At 71.9% G+C, this 16,147-nt stretch carries 11 protein-coding genes and 1 pseudogene; 7 read left to right on the forward strand and 5 right to left on the reverse strand.

All coding sequences use genetic code 11. The features are described from left to right. Positions 1–21 precede the first annotated feature (21 nt). Complete coding sequence (locus ABZ883_RS21250; protein ID WP_360908170.1) at positions 22–582, forward strand: hypothetical protein; 561 nt, start codon at positions 22–24, stop codon at positions 580–582. Between the two features lie 54 nt (positions 583–636). Here the strand turns inward: ABZ883_RS21250 and ABZ883_RS21255 are convergent, their stop codons facing one another. Beyond that, entirely contained in the window at positions 637–1,512 is an 876-nt protein-coding gene (locus tag ABZ883_RS21255) for an SDR family oxidoreductase (RefSeq protein ID WP_360908172.1), read from the reverse strand. Positions 1,513–1,672: 160 nt separating this feature from the next. Continuing rightward, positions 1,673–2,542 carry a winged helix-turn-helix transcriptional regulator gene (locus tag ABZ883_RS21260; RefSeq protein WP_360908174.1) on the reverse strand — a complete coding sequence of 290 codons (870 nt, stop codon included), beginning with the start codon at positions 2,540–2,542 and terminating at the stop codon, positions 1,673–1,675. A gap of 82 nt (positions 2,543–2,624) precedes the next feature. Between ABZ883_RS21260 and eno the strand changes: the two genes are divergently transcribed. From eno to ABZ883_RS21285, 5 genes and pseudogenes are all read left to right on the forward strand, one after another. Continuing rightward, positions 2,625–3,908 carry a phosphopyruvate hydratase gene (eno, locus tag ABZ883_RS21265; RefSeq protein WP_360908176.1) on the forward strand — a complete coding sequence of 428 codons (1,284 nt, stop codon included), beginning with the start codon at positions 2,625–2,627 and terminating at the stop codon, positions 3,906–3,908. A 45-nt stretch (positions 3,909–3,953) separates the two neighbouring features. Continuing rightward, positions 3,954–4,856 carry an NAD(P)-dependent oxidoreductase gene (locus ABZ883_RS21270; protein WP_360908178.1) on the forward strand — a complete coding sequence of 301 codons (903 nt, stop codon included), beginning with the start codon at positions 3,954–3,956 and terminating at the stop codon, positions 4,854–4,856. A gap of 74 nt (positions 4,857–4,930) precedes the next feature. Beyond that, positions 4,931–5,795 (forward strand): annotated as a pseudogene (locus ABZ883_RS21275) (LLM class flavin-dependent oxidoreductase). 454 nt (positions 5,796–6,249) lie between these two features. Next, positions 6,250–6,633 (forward strand): hypothetical protein, encoded by a 384-nt coding sequence (locus ABZ883_RS21280; RefSeq protein WP_360908180.1) that lies wholly within the window; start codon positions 6,250–6,252, stop codon positions 6,631–6,633. Positions 6,634–7,149: 516 nt separating this feature from the next. Continuing rightward, complete coding sequence (locus ABZ883_RS21285; protein WP_360908182.1) at positions 7,150–8,022, forward strand: serine hydrolase; 873 nt, start codon at positions 7,150–7,152, stop codon at positions 8,020–8,022. 89 nt (positions 8,023–8,111) lie between these two features. On the opposite strand, the gene ABZ883_RS21290 is transcribed toward ABZ883_RS21285, so the two are convergent. The 3 genes from ABZ883_RS21290 to ABZ883_RS21300 form a co-directional block, all read right to left on the reverse strand. After that, a complete protein-coding gene (locus tag ABZ883_RS21290) occupies positions 8,112–8,981 on the reverse strand; it encodes an LLM class F420-dependent oxidoreductase (protein WP_360908184.1) in 870 nt (289 codons plus the stop codon). 86 nt (positions 8,982–9,067) lie between these two features. Further along, the gene (locus ABZ883_RS21295; RefSeq protein ID WP_360908186.1) at positions 9,068–11,404 is read right to left on the reverse strand and encodes a M48 family metalloprotease; all 2,337 of its coding nucleotides are present in this window, start codon (positions 11,402–11,404) and stop codon (positions 9,068–9,070) included. Next, positions 11,401–12,012 (reverse strand): hypothetical protein, encoded by a 612-nt coding sequence (locus tag ABZ883_RS21300; protein WP_360908188.1) that lies wholly within the window; start codon positions 12,010–12,012, stop codon positions 11,401–11,403. Before ABZ883_RS21300 ends, ABZ883_RS21295 begins: the two co-directional genes overlap by 4 nt. A 247-nt stretch (positions 12,013–12,259) precedes the next feature. Between ABZ883_RS21300 and ABZ883_RS21305 the strand changes: the two genes are divergently transcribed. After that, positions 12,260–16,003, forward strand: coding sequence for a S8 family serine peptidase (locus tag ABZ883_RS21305; RefSeq protein ID WP_360908190.1), 3,744 nt, complete (start codon positions 12,260–12,262; stop codon positions 16,001–16,003). Positions 16,004–16,147 lie beyond the last annotated feature (144 nt).

Here is a 16,147-nt window from a genome sequence, read left to right on the forward strand (position 1 = left end):
CATCGCCTTGGGGAGGCGGGCGTGAGGACCCTGGTGCCGGATGCCGTGGCGGAGACCTTGCGACGTACCGGGCGTGAGACGGTCCGCCTGTACGTGGCGGCATGCGTGGAGCGGATGGCGCCGCTGCTCGTGGGGTTGCGTGCCGGCGGGGCCGGGCGGGAGACCGACATGGATCTGTACGTGGAGTCCGCTCACGCCCTCTGGTACGCCGACCGCCCGGTTGCCGACGCCCTTGATCGCGTCCGCGCGCTGCAGCGGTTCGCCGAACTCCAACCACGCGAAGGGGAGATGTCGGGTGTCGCCGACACGTATGCCTCCTTCGCCGTTCTGGTCATGCGTCACGCCCTCCTGGCGAACGCCGGCGGGAGTGTGGAGGACGCGATGTCCTGCGGCCATGCGGCGCTCACCGCGGTGGGGATGCTGGACCGGAACGTGGGCGGCGGTGCCTTCCGTGCCGAAGAGGAGCGGCTGCAGCTCCTTTCGGTGTCCGGTGACATCGCGGGGCTGTGGGAGGCGAGCGTTCTCGCGGGGCGTGAACGCCTGCGCGCTGTGCTGAGCCGCACCGCGCAGGGACCAAGGTGAGGCCACGGAAGCCTGATTGACTGGACATGGACGACGCTTTGGGCGGTGCGGACGTCACGGGCCCGTCGTCAGGGGCGCCGGGGAGGCGCTGTCGTCCGCCGGCGGGGGGACCGCGTCGGCGATGAACGCGCGGGCAGCCGCGAGCTCCTCGCGGGTGGCGGCCTCGATCATGTCGAGGAAGGCGTACGCGTCGGGGCCGATCGGCACCCGCAGCGGCGTCGCGTCCGACGCGACGAGCCGCACGACGTGGGTGGCGAAGGTCCCGGGGTCACTGAGGGTGGGGTTGTCGGCCATGCCGCGCATGCCCGTACGGGTCTCGCCCGTGCTCTGCGCGTAGGACGGGATGCAGGTGGCGGCGTCGGTCAGCGCCGTGCCGTAGCGGGTGGCGAACGCGCCCGGTTCGACCACGGTCACCCGGATCCCGAACGGCGCCACCTCCGCGGCGAGTGCCTGGCTCATGCCCTCCAGCGCGTACTTGCCCGTCACGTACGCGGACAGCCCGGGGAAGCCCATCCGGCCCGCGAGGGACGAGATGTTGACGATGTGGCCGGAGCCCTGACGGCGCATCAGCGGCAGGACCAGGCGCGTCAGACGCCACGGGGCGACCGTCAGCACCTCCAGCTGGTCGCGCAGTTCGTCGTCCGAGACCTCCTCCAGCGCGCCGAGCAGGCCCGTTCCGGCGTTGTTGACGAGCACGTCCACCCCGCCGAAGTGCTCGACCGCGTGGGCCACCGCGGCCTCGCAGTGCCCCGGGTCGCTCACGTCCAGCGACGCGGTCGTCACCCGGCTCGGGTACCGGGCCGCCAGACCCTCCAGCACAGCCGGCTGCCGGGCTGTGGCGACCAGCAGGTCACCGGATTCCGCGACAGCGCTCGCGAGCGCGGACCCCAGTCCCGAAGAACACCCCGTCACCAGCCATCGCCGCGTCATACGCCCCCCTGTCGCAGTCCTTCTCGCGGCCGCAACCGCGCCGCCCCCGCGTCGATCCTGTCAGGCGGGAACGGCTCTCAGCAGGAGCGCACGGAAGCGGGAGCGGCGCACGCGCGTCGCACGCGGACACCGCACGGCCGCGGCCCCGGCGGTCCGGCTCTCAGGCGGGATCGCGGGCGACCTCCGTGCCCATCCGCCGGGCCTCGTCCACCGCGTGGGCGATGTCCTCGACGGGGAAGAGCACGTGCCGAACCGTCCGCTGCCGGTCCAGGACGAGCACGCTGCGCTTGAGCCGCGGCCGTCCGGCGGCGTGGAAGGTGGGCAGGCGCAGGGCCGCGGCGAGACGAAGGCGGGCGTCCGACAGGAGCGGGTACGGCACCGACTCCGCGTGGGCGAAGGCGGCTTGTTCGTGGGGGAGTTGGGTGCTCACGCCGTGGACGGCGGCGCCCGCGTCCCGGAGGGCGGGCCAGGCGTTGCGGAACAGCCGGTTCTCCAGGGTGCAGCCGGCCGCGCCGGGCAGCGGCTCGTCCCACTGCACCCCGGTGGCGGGGTAGGTGAACAGGACGGTCGCGGCGGCGTCCGGGGAGACCGCGTCGAGCGGTGTCCCGTCACTGCCCGGCAGTTCCAGCCCCGCGGCGAGCCGGGTGCCGGTGAGGGAGTGCACGCGGGCGTGCTCCGCGCTGTCCTCGGCCGCCGTGGCGGTCAGGCTTCCGTCGCCCAGTACCCACCGGTCGCCCCAGTCCTGCATCGCCACCAGGAGGGGGAGCAGCCCGGCGCCCGCGTCGGTCAGCAGGTACTCGTACCGGACCGGGCGGCGCTGGTAGAGGCTGCGGCGCAGCACACCGTGCGCGACGAGCCGTCCGAGCCGTTCGGTGAGGACCTTGCGGGACAGGCCCAGTTCCGCGGCGAGGGCGTCGAACCGTACGTGGCCGCGGGCCACCTCGCGCAGGACCAGGACGTTCCACCAGTCGCCCAGGACCACGGCGGCCTGGGCGATCCCGCAGGTCGCGTCGGCGTTGTGCATCTTCATGGCCCCATAGTAAGTTCCCTCCGGGAACTCACTTTGTTTCAACGAGGAACTTATTCCGGATCCGAACGTGAGGAGCTGCACCATGACCGCCATCACCCGTGTCCTCGGGCGCGAGATCATCGACAGCCGGGGCAACCCCACCGTCGAGGTGGACGTCGAGCTGACGGACGGCTCGACCGGCCGCGCCGCCGTACCCTCCGGGGCGTCGACCGGCGCCCGGGAGGCCGTGGAACTGCGCGACGAGGACCCCGGCCGCTTCCACGGCAAGGGGGTGCGCCGGACCGTCGACGCCGTCAACGAGACCATCGCCGACACTGTGACGGGCCTTGACGCCGAGGACCAGGCCGCCGTCGACACGGCGCTGATCGAACTGGACGGCACCCCCAACAAATCCCGGCTCGGCGCGAACGCCACCCTGGGCGTCTCGCTCGCGGTGGCCAAGGCCGCCGCGGCCGCCCACCGCCTGCCGCTGTACCGGTACGTCGGCGGCGTGGACGCACGTCTGCTGCCCGTGCCGATGATGAACATCATCAACGGCGGCGCGCACGCCGACAACCCGCTGGACTTCCAGGAGTTCATGATCGCCCCGATCGGCGCGGCCACCTTCGCCGAGGCCGTCCGCATGGGCTCCGAGGTCTTCCACACCCTGCGCCGCGACCTCATCGCGGCCGGCCACAGCACCGGCGTCGGCGACGAAGGCGGATTCGCCCCGAACCTGCGCACCGCCGACGAGGCCTTGGACTTTGTCGTCCGCGCCGTCGAGCGCACCGGCTACAAGCCCGGCGAGGACATCACCGTCGTCATGGACCCCGCCACCTCGGAGTTCTTCCGGGACGGGGTCTACGACTACGCGGGCGAGGGCATCCGCCGCACACCCGAGCAGCACGTGGACTACCTCGCCGCACTGGTCGCCCGCCACCCGGTGGCCTCGATCGAGGACCCGATGGCCGAGGACGACCTCGACGGCTGGCGGCTGCTCATGGCCCGCCTCGGCGACCGCTGCCAGCTCACCGGCGACGACGTGTTCTGCACCAACGAGACCCTGCTGCGTGAGGGCATCGGCAACGGGATCGCCAACTCGATCCTGGTGAAGGTCAACCAGATCGGCACCCTCACCGAGACCCTGGCCACTGTCGGCACCGCCCACCGAGCGGGCTACACGGTGGCGATGTCGCACCGCTCCGGCGAGACCGAGGACACCACGATCGCCGACCTCGCCGTCGCCACCGGCTGCGGCCAGATCAAGACCGGGTCGATGTCCCGCTCGGACCGCACCGCCAAGTACAACCAGCTCATCCGCATCGAGGAGGAACTGGGCGCCCAGGCCCGCTACGCGGGCAGGGACGCGCTCGGCCTTCGCCGGTAGCGCGGGCCGAAAGGGGCGTCCGTGCGGCCGGGATACCATCCGCCTGTGTCGACGATCTGCCTCTTCGGTGTCGGGCGCATGGGTGAACCCATGTGCGGCAATCTGGTCCGTGCGGGACACGAGGTGCGGGCCTTCGACGTACGGCCCGAACGCCGGGAAGCGGCCCTGTCGTGCGGGGCCCAGTCGCCCGGCTCCGCCCTGGGCGCGGCGACGGGGGCGGATGTCCTGCTCACCGTCCTGCCCGGACCGGCCGAGGTCGCGGAGGCCGTCGGCGACGGCGTGCTGGAAGCGCTCGCGCCGGGAGCCGTCTGGATCGACATGAGCAGCAACACCCCGACGGCGGCGATTCCTTGCCGGGAGCGGGCGGCCGCGCACGGACACGGATTCCTCGAGGCACCCATCGGCGGATCCCCCGAGGACGCCGCCGCGGGACGGCTGCGGCTGTTCGTCGGCGGCGAGGCCGCACTTCTCGACCGCCATCGCGCGGTCCTGTCCGCGGTCGCCGACCGCCTCACCCACGTCGGTGGACCCGGCACCGGCTACACCGCCAAACTGCTGGTGAACCTCCTGTGGTTCGGCCAGGCGGCGGCCACCGCGGAGGCCCTGCTGCTCGGTGACCGCGCGGGCATAGACCTGGGTGTGCTCACGGAAGTCCTGGCCGAGAGCCCGGCCTCCAGCGCATTCATCCGGAAGGATCTGCCGGCCCTCCTCGCCGGTGACTACCTCCCCAGTTTCGGCCTGGACCACATCCGTGACCAACTCGCCACGGTGACGTCCCTGGCGGCGCAGCTCGGCACGCCGCACGCCATCGCGGACACCGTTCGCCTCCTCCACGAGGAGGCACTCGACCACTACGGCCCCGCCGACGGCGAACTGCTCGCGGTGGCACTCCTCGAAGCCAAGGCCGGAACCCTGCTGCGCCACCACCCGCCCCGGCCCGCCGTGTGAGGTCCCGCAACGGGGCTGCCGGCTCGATCCAAATCCGATTGCTCCTTGGACGGCCGACTGGGCATCCTGCGGGGATGCGCTTCTCGATCAACGTGCCCAACTTCGGGGACTTCGCGGACCCCCGCAATGTCCGCGACCGCGGCGGCCGCCGCCGAGCAGGCCGGCTGGGACGGGTTCTTCGTGTGGGACCACATACTCCACCGGCGGCATCAGGGACGTCCCTTCGGTGACCCGTGGATGCTGCTGACCGCCGCCGCGCTGGCGACCTCCCGGATCCGGCTGGGCACCCTGCTGACGCCGGTTCCCCGTTACCGTCCGCAGCAGCTCGCCCGCCAGGTGGTCACGCTGGACCACCTCAGCGGTGGCCGGGCGATCTTCGCCGCGGGCCTGGGCGGCCCGGTCGAGGACGAGTACGCGAGCTTTGGCGACACCGCCGAGCCGCGGGTTCTTGGAGAGCGCCTCGACGAAGGGTTGGAGGTGCTCAGGCGCTTCTGGTCGGGCGAGCGGGTGAACCACCATGGCCGGCACTACGAGGTGCGGGACGTGACGCTCCTGCCCGCCACCGTGCAGCAGCCCGCTCCGCCGGTCTGGATCGGGGGGTTCTGGCCTCGCCGGGCGCCCATGCGGCGGGCCGCACAATGGGACGGTGCGGTGCCGCTGTTCGAGACGGCCCGGCATGGTCAGGTGCCGGACGTGACGGAGGTGCAGGAGCTGGTCAGCTTTGTGCGCAAGCACCGTACGGCCGGGATCGACCGCCCCTTCGAGTTCGTGCTCGGCGGTGCGACGCCCCTGGACGCGGCGAAGGCCAGGGACGTGATCGGGCCGTTGCGCGACGCCGGCGCCACATGGTGGGACGAGCGGCAGGTTCAGAGCAACCCGGACCTGGACCGCCTGCTCCCGGTACTGCGCCGCATCGAGGCGGGCCCGCCGTCGGTATGACGGAGCCCGGGGTCGTGTCCGCCTTGACCGTTCGCACAGCCCCCGAGCACCGCGACGATCCGCCGGATGGTCTCGCAGACCTGCTGGGATGCGGCCCATCCGGCACCGCCCCCCGGCGGTGAGCGGCAGGAGCACCCGGGGCTCGTGCCACGACGACACCCCCGCCGCGCTGTTGGCCCCGTTCGACCTGACCGGGGTGATCGTGACGGCTGATGCCCTGCACGCACAGCATGGCCACGCCCGGTTCCTGGTCGAGGACAAGCGGGTGCACTACGCGCTGTGCTTGAGAGCCGCTGAGCAGCCTGTATGGCAGCCATGAACATCATTGACAAGGTCACGACAAGATCGCAGACTGTGGCTTTCACACAGGGCACCTCGGAGGGGAGCACTCGAAATGGCTCGCACAAAAGCAAGACTCGGCGCACTTGCCGGAACGCTCGCTCTCGCAGCCGGCGTGACGCTGACGAACGCCGGACCGGCTTCCGCCGCTCCCACGTTCACCTTCAGTTACCAGTCTTTCCCCGACGGCGACTACACGATCAACGTCTACAACAACGGAGTGCTCGCCGGGTCGGCGGATTGGTACGCGGACCCTCACGGTGTCATCGGTCCCGGAACCGGGGACACCGTGGGTGCCTGGGACGGTCTGGCCGACGGTTACGGGATCGCGGCCCATCTGAACGGCGACTTCAGGATCGCCACGACCGCCGGGCACAACTCTCCCTACACCGACTACGTATCGGGTGACCTCCCCGAAGACACCCCGCTGACGCTGCGCGCGTACGTCGTGAAGGGTGGAGAGGTCGCGTATTCGCTGGGAAAGACCGTGTACTCCTGACCGGAGGCCCGGGGGAGTTGCAGCCCCACGCGTGACGCGTGCCGCGCCGGTCATGTGGATCAGGGAAGGTCGCCAGTCTCGACGGCAGGTCACCGTCCGCGCGATGCCCATGGAAGCTCCGGTCGGTGCGGGTGACTTGGTAGGTCACCGGCATCAACCGGAGCTTCGTTGCGCGCGTGACGGCCTCTGCCGCAGTAGAAGGTTGAGCATCGTCTCGCAGGGCGAACGCGGCCCGGGACGCGTCGCCGGCAGTCACCTTTCGACCACGGCCCACTGCTCGTCCGTCAGGTTCCGGCGGTGCAGGCCGACGGTACGAACTTCCGTACACACCACCGCTGTTACTCGCGGACCGGGATGTGCGGCCCGGCCGTGTGGTGGGACGGAGAAGGCCTGAAGAATTCTTGGTGGGAGGTACATCCCTTTGCCCCTCCCGGATGTCCAATGCGTCGACGGCCGATTCCTGCCGTCAATCCGCAGGAACACATGGGGGCATACGTTTTGAAAAGCGCCATAAAAATGACATCTCGCGTGGTCACGGTGGCCGTCACCGCGGGAGGGCTGCTGTCCGCGGGGGTGCTGACAGCCCCCGCCCAGGCCGCGACTCTTCCGGTGCCCGCGATCACCGCCAAGGGCGGTTTCGTGATGAACTACGCGACCGGCAAGACCCTCTTCCAGAAGTCCGCCGACGTCCGTCGTTCCACCGGTTCGACGACCAAGATCATGACTGCGCGCGTCGTGCTTGCCCAGCCCCATCTCAACCTCGACGCCAAGGTCACGATCCAGAAGGCGTACAGCGACTACATCGTCGCCAAGGGCGCCTCCTCGGCGCACCTGGTCGTCGGCGACAAGCTGACCGTCCGTCAGTTGCTGTATGCGATGCTGCTCCCGTCCGGCTGCGACGCGGCCTACGCCCTCGCCGACAAGTTCGGCACGGGCAGCTCACGCGCGGCGCGGGTCAAGTCGTTCATCGGCAAGATGAACTCCACGGCGAAGACCCTGGGCCTGAAGAACACCCACTTCGACTCGTTCGACGGCATCGGGAACGGGGCGAACTACTCGACGCCGCGCGACCTCACCAAGCTCGCCACCAGCGCGATCAAGTACATCAACTTCCGCACCGTGGTGAAGACGAAGTCGACCAAGCAGAAGGTGACCACGAAGAGTGGCGGCTACCGCTACATGACGTGGACCAACACCAACACCCTGCTCGGCAGCTACGCCGGGACCATCGGCATCAAGACCGGCTCCGGCACGGCCGCCAAGTACTGCCTGGTCTTCGCCGCGACCCGGAACGGCAAGACGGTCATCGGCACCGTTCTCGCCTCCTCCTCAGCGACCAGCCGTGCGTCGGACGCGACGAAGATGATGAACTACTCCTTCAAGAAGTAGCCAGGCCTGCCTCACGAAGGGTCTGCCCACGGCCGCGCGGTCACGGGCAGACCCTTTGCCGTTCCGCCAGAGGTGCGGGCGGCCGTGGGTCACTCGTCCGGGACGATCCAGGTCCGGGCGAGGTCCGCGACCCAGCCGGCCGCCGCCTCGGGTGCCGGCGGGGGCGTGCCGACGACGACGATCTCCGAGACGCCCGCCGCCGCGAGGCCGGGCAGTTGCTCCGGGGTGCCGTCGGTCAACGCGACGGCGATGGTGAATCCGTCCAGGGAACGGCCCGTGCGGGCGCACTCGTCGGCGAGGACGGCCACATGCGAGGGGACATCGGCCGCCGCGACGTAGAAGCCGTACCAGCCGTCGGCGTGCCGTGCCGCGCGGCGCAGGGCGACGTCGCTGTTGCCGCCGACCACGACCGGGAGCCGGCCGCCGCGCACCGGTTTCGGGTTGACCCGGATCGCGTCGAAGGCGGTGAACTCCCCGGCGAAGGAGGCCGGATCCTCGGCCCACAGGACACGCATCGCGGCGAGGTACTCCTCGGCGCGCCGCCCGCGCCCGGCGAAGGGGACCTCGAGCGCCGCGAACTCCTCGGCCGACCAGCCGGCCCCGAGCCCGAGCGTGAACCGCCCGGCGGAGAGCACGTCGAGCGTCGCGGCCTGCTTGGCGACCACGACGGGGTTGTGCTCGGGCAGCAGGAGCACACCGGTGGCGAGTTCGATGCTGCTGGTGACGGCGGCCGCGTAGCTCAGGGCGAGGAGCGGGTCCAGCCAGTCCGCGTCCGCGGGCACGGCGATCCGGCCGTCCGCGGAGTAGGGGTAACGGGAGTCGGGCGCGTCCACGAGGACCACGTGCTCGCCGCACCAGAGCCGGGCGAAGCCGTGCGTCTCGGCGGCCGTGGCCACCGCCTTGATGATCTCCGGACGGGCACCGTCACCGATGCCGAGTGCCTGCAGCCCCACGCGCATCCGCCACCTCCTGGCGTCACCGTATGCACGGAGCGCGGACGCCGTCGGGTGACAGGGCAGGCCGGGCGCGGAGGCGCTGCGCAGCGTCACCCATGCGGCCCAGGCGGCCGCCCGGGTCCGGGCCACGGCACCGGCGGACCGGGGAGGCCTGCGGGACTCCGGACCTTGTCGAGCAGCGCCGTCCCTGCGGGCAGGAGGAGCAGGGCGAAGGCGGCCGTCCAGGCCGTGATCGTCGTCGAGATGAACACCATGCCGGACAGCGGATCCTCCTGGCACGCCGGGTGGCTGACGCCCCAGCGGACGCAGGCGAAATGGTCGCGTGCGAGGAACGAGGCGAAGGGGATCAGCAGCCCCGCTCCGATCACGGCGAGCACGCCGTGCAGGGCGCGCAGGTCGAGGTGCGCACCGCGCCGTGCGGCGAAGAATCCGGCGGCCAGTTGCAGCAGCATCGCGACGGGCACCGTGTAGAGGGTGAACACCGAACCGAGCAACTGGATCGGCCACGGGAAGACCAGGGCACTGACCACGTGTTCCGTCCACAGCGCGAACCCCGCGGCAGCGCCGAACACGACGCCGCACAGCAGCGCCCGCAGCGGACGCAGGCGCTGGGGTGCGAGGAGTGCTGCGGACGCCTCCGCGGACGGGGACCGGAGCAGAAACCGTCCGGCACCCGCGGTGTGCGCGTCGTCCCTGCCGCGGGCGAGGAGCCGTGTCCAGAAGGGCGCTGCCAGCGGCACCGCGGCGGTGGCGGCGACCACCGCGATCACGCCCGGCGGGGGAGGGTGGACGACGGCCATGGAGAACACGTAGCCGAGGTAGTCCAGCGGTGTGGGCAGCAGGTTCAGCGGACTCGGCATGGTCAGCAGGGAGAAGCCCGGTTGCCCCATGGGACGGACGTGGCCGAGCCAGATGCCCAGCAGTGCCACAGCGGCCGCGCAGCAGCACGCGATCGGCAGGTACGGACGGCGGGCGGCCAGCACGACCGGCGCCCAGGCGCGGGCGGTGACCGCGTTCCACCGTACGAATGCGTAGCCGGAGGCGGCGAAGAGCAGCCACAACGCCACCTGCACCGCGGGCGAGTCGGAGACCCCCAGGGCCAGGGCCGTACGGTGCTCCTCGTCCCCGAACGTGCCCAGGGCGAGGCCGCAGCCCACGGCCAGCCCGGTGGAGTGGGCGCCCGCCCACCTGGTGCGGTTCAGGTGCGCGCCCAGCGTGGCACGCCAGATGCCCGCGGCCACACTGCCGCCCAGCAGTACGGCGGGGACCAGGGTGCGCGGCACGCTGTCGCGGTCGGTCAGCCCGATCGCGTCGCCGGTCCACTGCGCCACCGGCAGGTAGACCAGCGAGCAGGACAGCGCCAGTCCGAAAGCGTCCCAGGGGGAGAAGCGGAACAGCAGGCTGGTGTCGCCGAGCGCGGCCAGCCGTTTGGCGGCGGAAGGATGCGTGCGGCGGAGCGGCAGCAGCCGCCGGCGGGGTGCGGTCCGCTCGTGGACGTGCTGCGTGGCGAGCAGGCGCCGCAGGGGTTGGGCGCCTTGAGTCCACAGTGCGACCCGGGCGTCCGCGTACAGCTCGCGGCTGCGCAGTACCGCGCCGACGGCGTGCGCGACCGTGACCGCGAGAGCGCACTGGGCGGCGATGAGCAGAGTCCCGAACACCACACTGCTCGGCAGCAGCAGCCAGCTCACCAGCAGGGCGAACGGCGCCGTCACCGCCATCGGGACGGCCACGGCGAAGAGGAACAGCCGGTGGCAGATGAGGGTGAGGAACGCGATGTCGACATCGCGATTGCGCAGGTGCGCGAGTTCGTGCAGGACGATCGCGCGGAACGCCTCGGGATCGAGGTCGTGCAGACGCAGCAGGCCGCCGCTGAGCATCACGTAGCGCCGGCCGACTCTGCCGAAGGCGAGCCCGGTGGGACGCTGGTCCCGCCGGTCGACGACGAAACGCACCGCGCACCGCAGTTCGGCCAGGGCCGTCAGTTCGGTGAGCGTGTGCTGGATGCCCGGGTGCGCGTCGGGCCGGAAGGGCCGCAGCCGGCGGCGGCGCAGCCGGTGGACGGGCAGGAGCCAGTAGGTGATGCCGACGCCCAGCCAGAGCGCGGCGAAGGCCGCCAGTTCGACGGTGCTTCCGCCGCCGCCGAGGTCCGACAGTCCGCAGCGGCGGGCGAACGCCTCGGGATCGGACGCGGCGCCGGCGAAGTTCTTCGACGCGCAGTCGAGCACCTTGGTCAGCGAGTCCACGCTGCCGCCGCCCAGCGTGAGGTACGCCGTGGTGGTGGCGAGCGAGCCGAGTTCCGCCGCCATCGCCACCGACGTGCTCATGATCAGCAACGCGAAGCGCAGTGAGGTGCCGGAGGGCAGCCGGAACGGGTGCTGCATCCCCGCCGAGCGGCCGGCCCCGGCTGGGCTCGACACCACCGTCACGAGGGCGTGTCCTCCGCCCCGCCGCCGCTCGCGGACCGACCGGCCGCCCCGGGAGCCGATGCGTCCCGGCCCGCGACGAACCCGCCCAGGACGGCGTCGGCGAGGAGTCCCGCCTGGTCCGGCGACAGGCCCAGCCTGACCCCGTTGTCGTAGGCGACACGCCGCAGCAGGTCGAGGTCCCACGGCCCCTGTCCCACCGGCGCCGCGGACCGGGCTGCGCCCGGTGCGGCGAACGGATTGTCCGCGACACCGTCCTGACCACCGGCGGCCTCACCGTCCGGGGCGCCGTCCGTACGATCCTCCTCCAGTGCTCCGCGCCTGCGCCACCAGCCCCGCCGGTGCGCCTCGCGCAAACGGTCGGTGGCGATGGTTCCGACGACGGACGTCGCGACCGGCAGGGCGAAGAGCGTCCACGAGCCCACGGCGAGGGCCTCGATCCCGATGCCCAGCGGCTCGGCACGTGCTTTCCACGGCGCTTGGGCCGGGTCCTCGAAATAGGCGTCGGCCGTCTCCTCGAAGAACGGCAGCTCCTGCGGGGCCAACCGTCGCACAGCCTCACGGGCCAGCTCCCGCGTCCGCTCCTTCTCGCCGTCTCGCGCCGCACCCACCAGCGGGCCCCGTCCCCTCGTCGCCACCGTGTCAACGGGAGTATTCCCCCAACTCCCCTTACCCACGGGCTCGTCGGGAAAGCCCCCCGGACCCCGTGGGGTGCTGAACACCGCAGCGTAGTAGGCGTGTTGACAGAAATGAAAGATCTGTACATGGCTTCGCCGGAGGTGATCGAATCTCGGTCGACCATCAACCATGGGAGGTGTCGTGCGGCCACCAGTTGCGCGAAGATCGGGAACAGCGGTCATGGGCATCACAACTGCCCTCGTCGCTGCTTTGATGACGCCCAGTCAGGCGCTCGGGGCGCCTTCGGGACCCCCGTCCGCGGCCGTACCCGGCGGGCGGACCCCGGGACCGGCGGCGACGGTCACGTTGATCACCGGCGACAAGGTGACCGTGACGCCCGGCCCGGCCGGGACACCCGCCTCGGTGAGCGTGCAACGCCCGCCCGGGGCCACGGGATCGGTCCGGGTGCTCGCCGACGGCGCCGACACCTATGTCTATCCCGACGACGTCATGCCCTACATCGCGTCGGACCGGCTCGACCGGCGGCTGTTCAATGTCACCCAACTGGTGGCCCAGGGGTACGACGACGCCCGCGCCCGCGAACTCCCCCTCATCGTCCGCCACCTGAAGCCGGCGACCGCCAGGAGATCCTTCACCGCGCTGCCCGGGGCCGAGGCCGGAGCCGACCTCCCGTCGATCAACGGCGAAGTGCTGCTCGCCGGCCGGTCACGGGCCGCGCAGTTCTGGTCGGCGCTCACCGGCACCGGCGCCGAGCGTCAGAAGAACCGTGCGTCCGCCGGTCAGCGCGTGCCGGACGGGCCGTCCTTCGCGTTCGGCGTGGACCGGATCTGGCTCGACGGCAAGGCGGAGGCCTTCCTCGCCGACACCACCGCGCACATCGGTGCCCCCACGGCCTGGGCCGCAGGCACCACCGGCACCGGGGTCAAGGTGGCCGTACTGGACACCGGCGCGGACACCGCGCACCCCGATCTCGTGGACCGTGTGGTCGCCACCGAGAGCTTTGTCCCCGACCAGGACGTCACCGACCGGGACGGCCACGGCACGCACACGGCGTCGACCGTGGCCGGCACCGGCGCCGCCTCGGGCGGCAGGGAACGGGGCGTCGCCCCTTCCGCCGACCTGCTGGTGGGCAAGGTGCTCGACAACGACGGCGTCGGCCAGGAGTCCTGGATCATCGCCGGCATGGAGTGGGCGGCGCGGACCGAGCACGCCAAGGTCGTCAACATGAGCCTCGGCAACCGGTTCCTCACCGACCAGTCCGACCCGATGAGCCAGAGCCTGAACGCCCTCAGCGCCGAGACCGGCGCGCTCTTCGTCGTCGCCGCCGGGAACGCGGGACCCTCCCCGTACAGCCTGTCGGCACCGGGGACGGCGGACGCCGCGCTGACCGTGGGCGTGGTCGACACCTCCGACCGGCTCGATCCGCGGTCCAGCTCCGGGCCCCGCGGGCTCGACGACGGCCTCAAGCCCGACATCACCGCCCCCGGCATCGACGTGCTGGCGGCCCGCTCCCAGTACGCGGCCTCGGGGGAGGGCTACTACCAGACCCTGAGCGGCACTTCCATGGCCGCTCCCCACGTGGCCGGCGCGGCCGTCCTGCTGGCGCAGAAGCATCCCGACTGGACGGGCCGGCAGATCAAGGACGCTCTGATGAGCTCCAGCGTCCGGACACCCGCCTGGACGCCCTACCGGGCGGGCACCGGGCGGGTCGACGTGGCGGCCGCCTACGACGCGCCCGTCGTCGCGACCGGCTCGGTGGACGCCGGACTCGTCCCGTGGTCGAGCTCCGGGACCCAGCCGGTCGCACGCGAGATCGTCTACACCAACACCGCGGACCACCCCGTCGCCCTGGACCTGTCCGTCGATCCGGGCGACTCGGCGGCCGGGGTGTTCGCCCTGGCCTCGAACCACGTCGATCTGCCGGCACACGGCTCCGCACGGGTCGGCCTCACCGCGGACCCGAGGGGCCGGGCCGCCGGCCAGTATTCCGCCCAGGTCCTCGCCCGTGACGGCGGCGGTGCCGTCCTCGCGCACACCGCCGCGGGCGTCAGCGTCGAACCCGAGCGTTACAACCTCACCGTGCGGATGAAGGACCGCTCCGGCAGGCCGATGGGCGGATTCATCGAGATCCGGAGCACCAGGGGCTCGTCCTTCGCCGAGGTGCCCGAGGACGGGACGCTGACGCAGCGTCTGGCGCCCGGCCCCTACACGGTCCTGACCTTCGCCGAGGTGGAGGGCACCCACGGCCCCCACTCCCTCGGGGTCGCGCTGCTCGCCGCGCCGGAGGTCGACCTCACCAGGGACCGCGAGGTGCCGCTCGACGCCTCACAGGCACGCCAGGTGCGGGCGATCACGCCCAAGCCCAGCGCCGTCGTCAGCAGCAGGCTCGAGATCTACCGTTCCTTCACCTCGGACAAGCCCACCGCGGGCGACGGCGGCCTCGTCGAGTCGGTCTTCCCGGACTCCCGCTACGACAGCCTGTGGGCACTTCCCACCGCCGACCACCCGGTGAAGAAGGGCAGCTTCGTCTTCACCACCAGGCTCCGCGCCCAGCAGACACCGCTGACCATCGCCTACGACGACCGCACGCTCGACGACGCCCTCGTGCAGCGCGGGTCACCGCCGCTCCCCGAGGGCAACACCCGCTTCGACACCGTCTTCGCCGGGACCGGATCCGCCGCCGAGTACGCGGGGGTGCCGGCCCGCGGCCGGGCCGTCGTCGTACGCGCCGGCACTGAGGTGCCGCCGAGCGAGCAGGCCGCGGCGGCGCACGAGGCCGGCGCGGCGATGCTGATGGTGGTCAACGACGGCACGGGCAGGAAGAACGACTGGTACGGCGACCCCGACAACGTCACGGCCGGGCCGCTGCCGGTCGCGTCGGTCACCCAGGACGAGGGGGAGGCCCTCATCCGCGACATCGCGGCCTCCCGCAAGCAGCGGGTGCGGCTGGCGATCGAGGCCCATCCCGCACCGGAGTACCTGTACGACCTGGTCGACTACCACTCCGGAAGCGTTCCCGAAGACCCCTCCCTCGTCGCGGATCCGGGCGCCCTCGCGCGTCTCGACCTCGACTTCGCCCAGCCGCCCGGGAAGCGCGCCACCGAGACGCGGGTCGACTACCCGCCGTACCTGTGGGGCGCCGCGAGCCAGACCACCGGGGACTCCGTCGCCCCCGGCGAGCGCACCGACTGGGTCTCCGCGGGCGGCAACGTCAGATGGCAGCAATTCGCCTACCTGCCCGGCTGGATGGGGTCCGGCAACCTGCCGACGGCCTACCGGCCCGGCAGCAAGCAGGACGAACGCTGGCTCGGCCCCGTCGTCCGTCCACGCCTCCTCGACAACGACCTCCCCGTCCGCGACGAGACGTCCCTCTCGTTCTATGTCGGCGGCTTCGGCGACTCCGGTACGGCGCACACCGGCAGCGCCGAGTACGGAACCGCCATGTCGCAGCACGTCGAGCTCTACCAGGGCGAACGGCAACTGCTCAGCACCGACAGCTCCTACGTGTACGCCTACGACCTGGAACCGGGGACGCTGCCGTACCGGCTCGTCGCCGACACCACCGGGGACACCGGGCTCAGTCCCTACTCCACCGCCACCCGCACCGAATGGAGGTTCACCTCCGGCGCCTCGGCCCCCGGGACCGTTCCGCTGGCCCAACTGGACTACGCGGCGGACCTGGACGCCGCCGGCCGTGCGCGGCGCACGGCCGACCTCGCCATCACCCCCGTCCTGCCGGGCATCGCTCCCGCCGAGGACGCCGTCTCCGCCGCAGTGCTGGAGGTCTCCTACGACGACGGCGCCACTTGGCACCGACAGGACCTCCAGGAGAAGAAGGGGACGTGGCGGACGTCCCTGCGGGCTCCCTCCGGGGCCGACTTCGTGTCGCTCCGGGTGACCGCCGCACAGCGATCGGGCACCTCGATGACGCAGACCGTCATCCGGGCCTTCGGACTGGCGTGACATGAGCGCGGGCCGGGGCCGGTGCACACCGGCCCCGGCCCCCGGGATGCGGCTGCTCCGAACCCGAGGCACCCTGTCGGGGGAGGAGCGGCACATGCGTGCCGCCTCCCGGCAACTCGCACGGAAACGCCTCGCGCGCTCGAC

It is taken from the genome of Streptomyces sp. NPDC046977 (assembly GCF_040644455.1).
Taxonomy (GTDB): domain Bacteria; phylum Actinomycetota; class Actinomycetes; order Streptomycetales; family Streptomycetaceae; genus Actinacidiphila.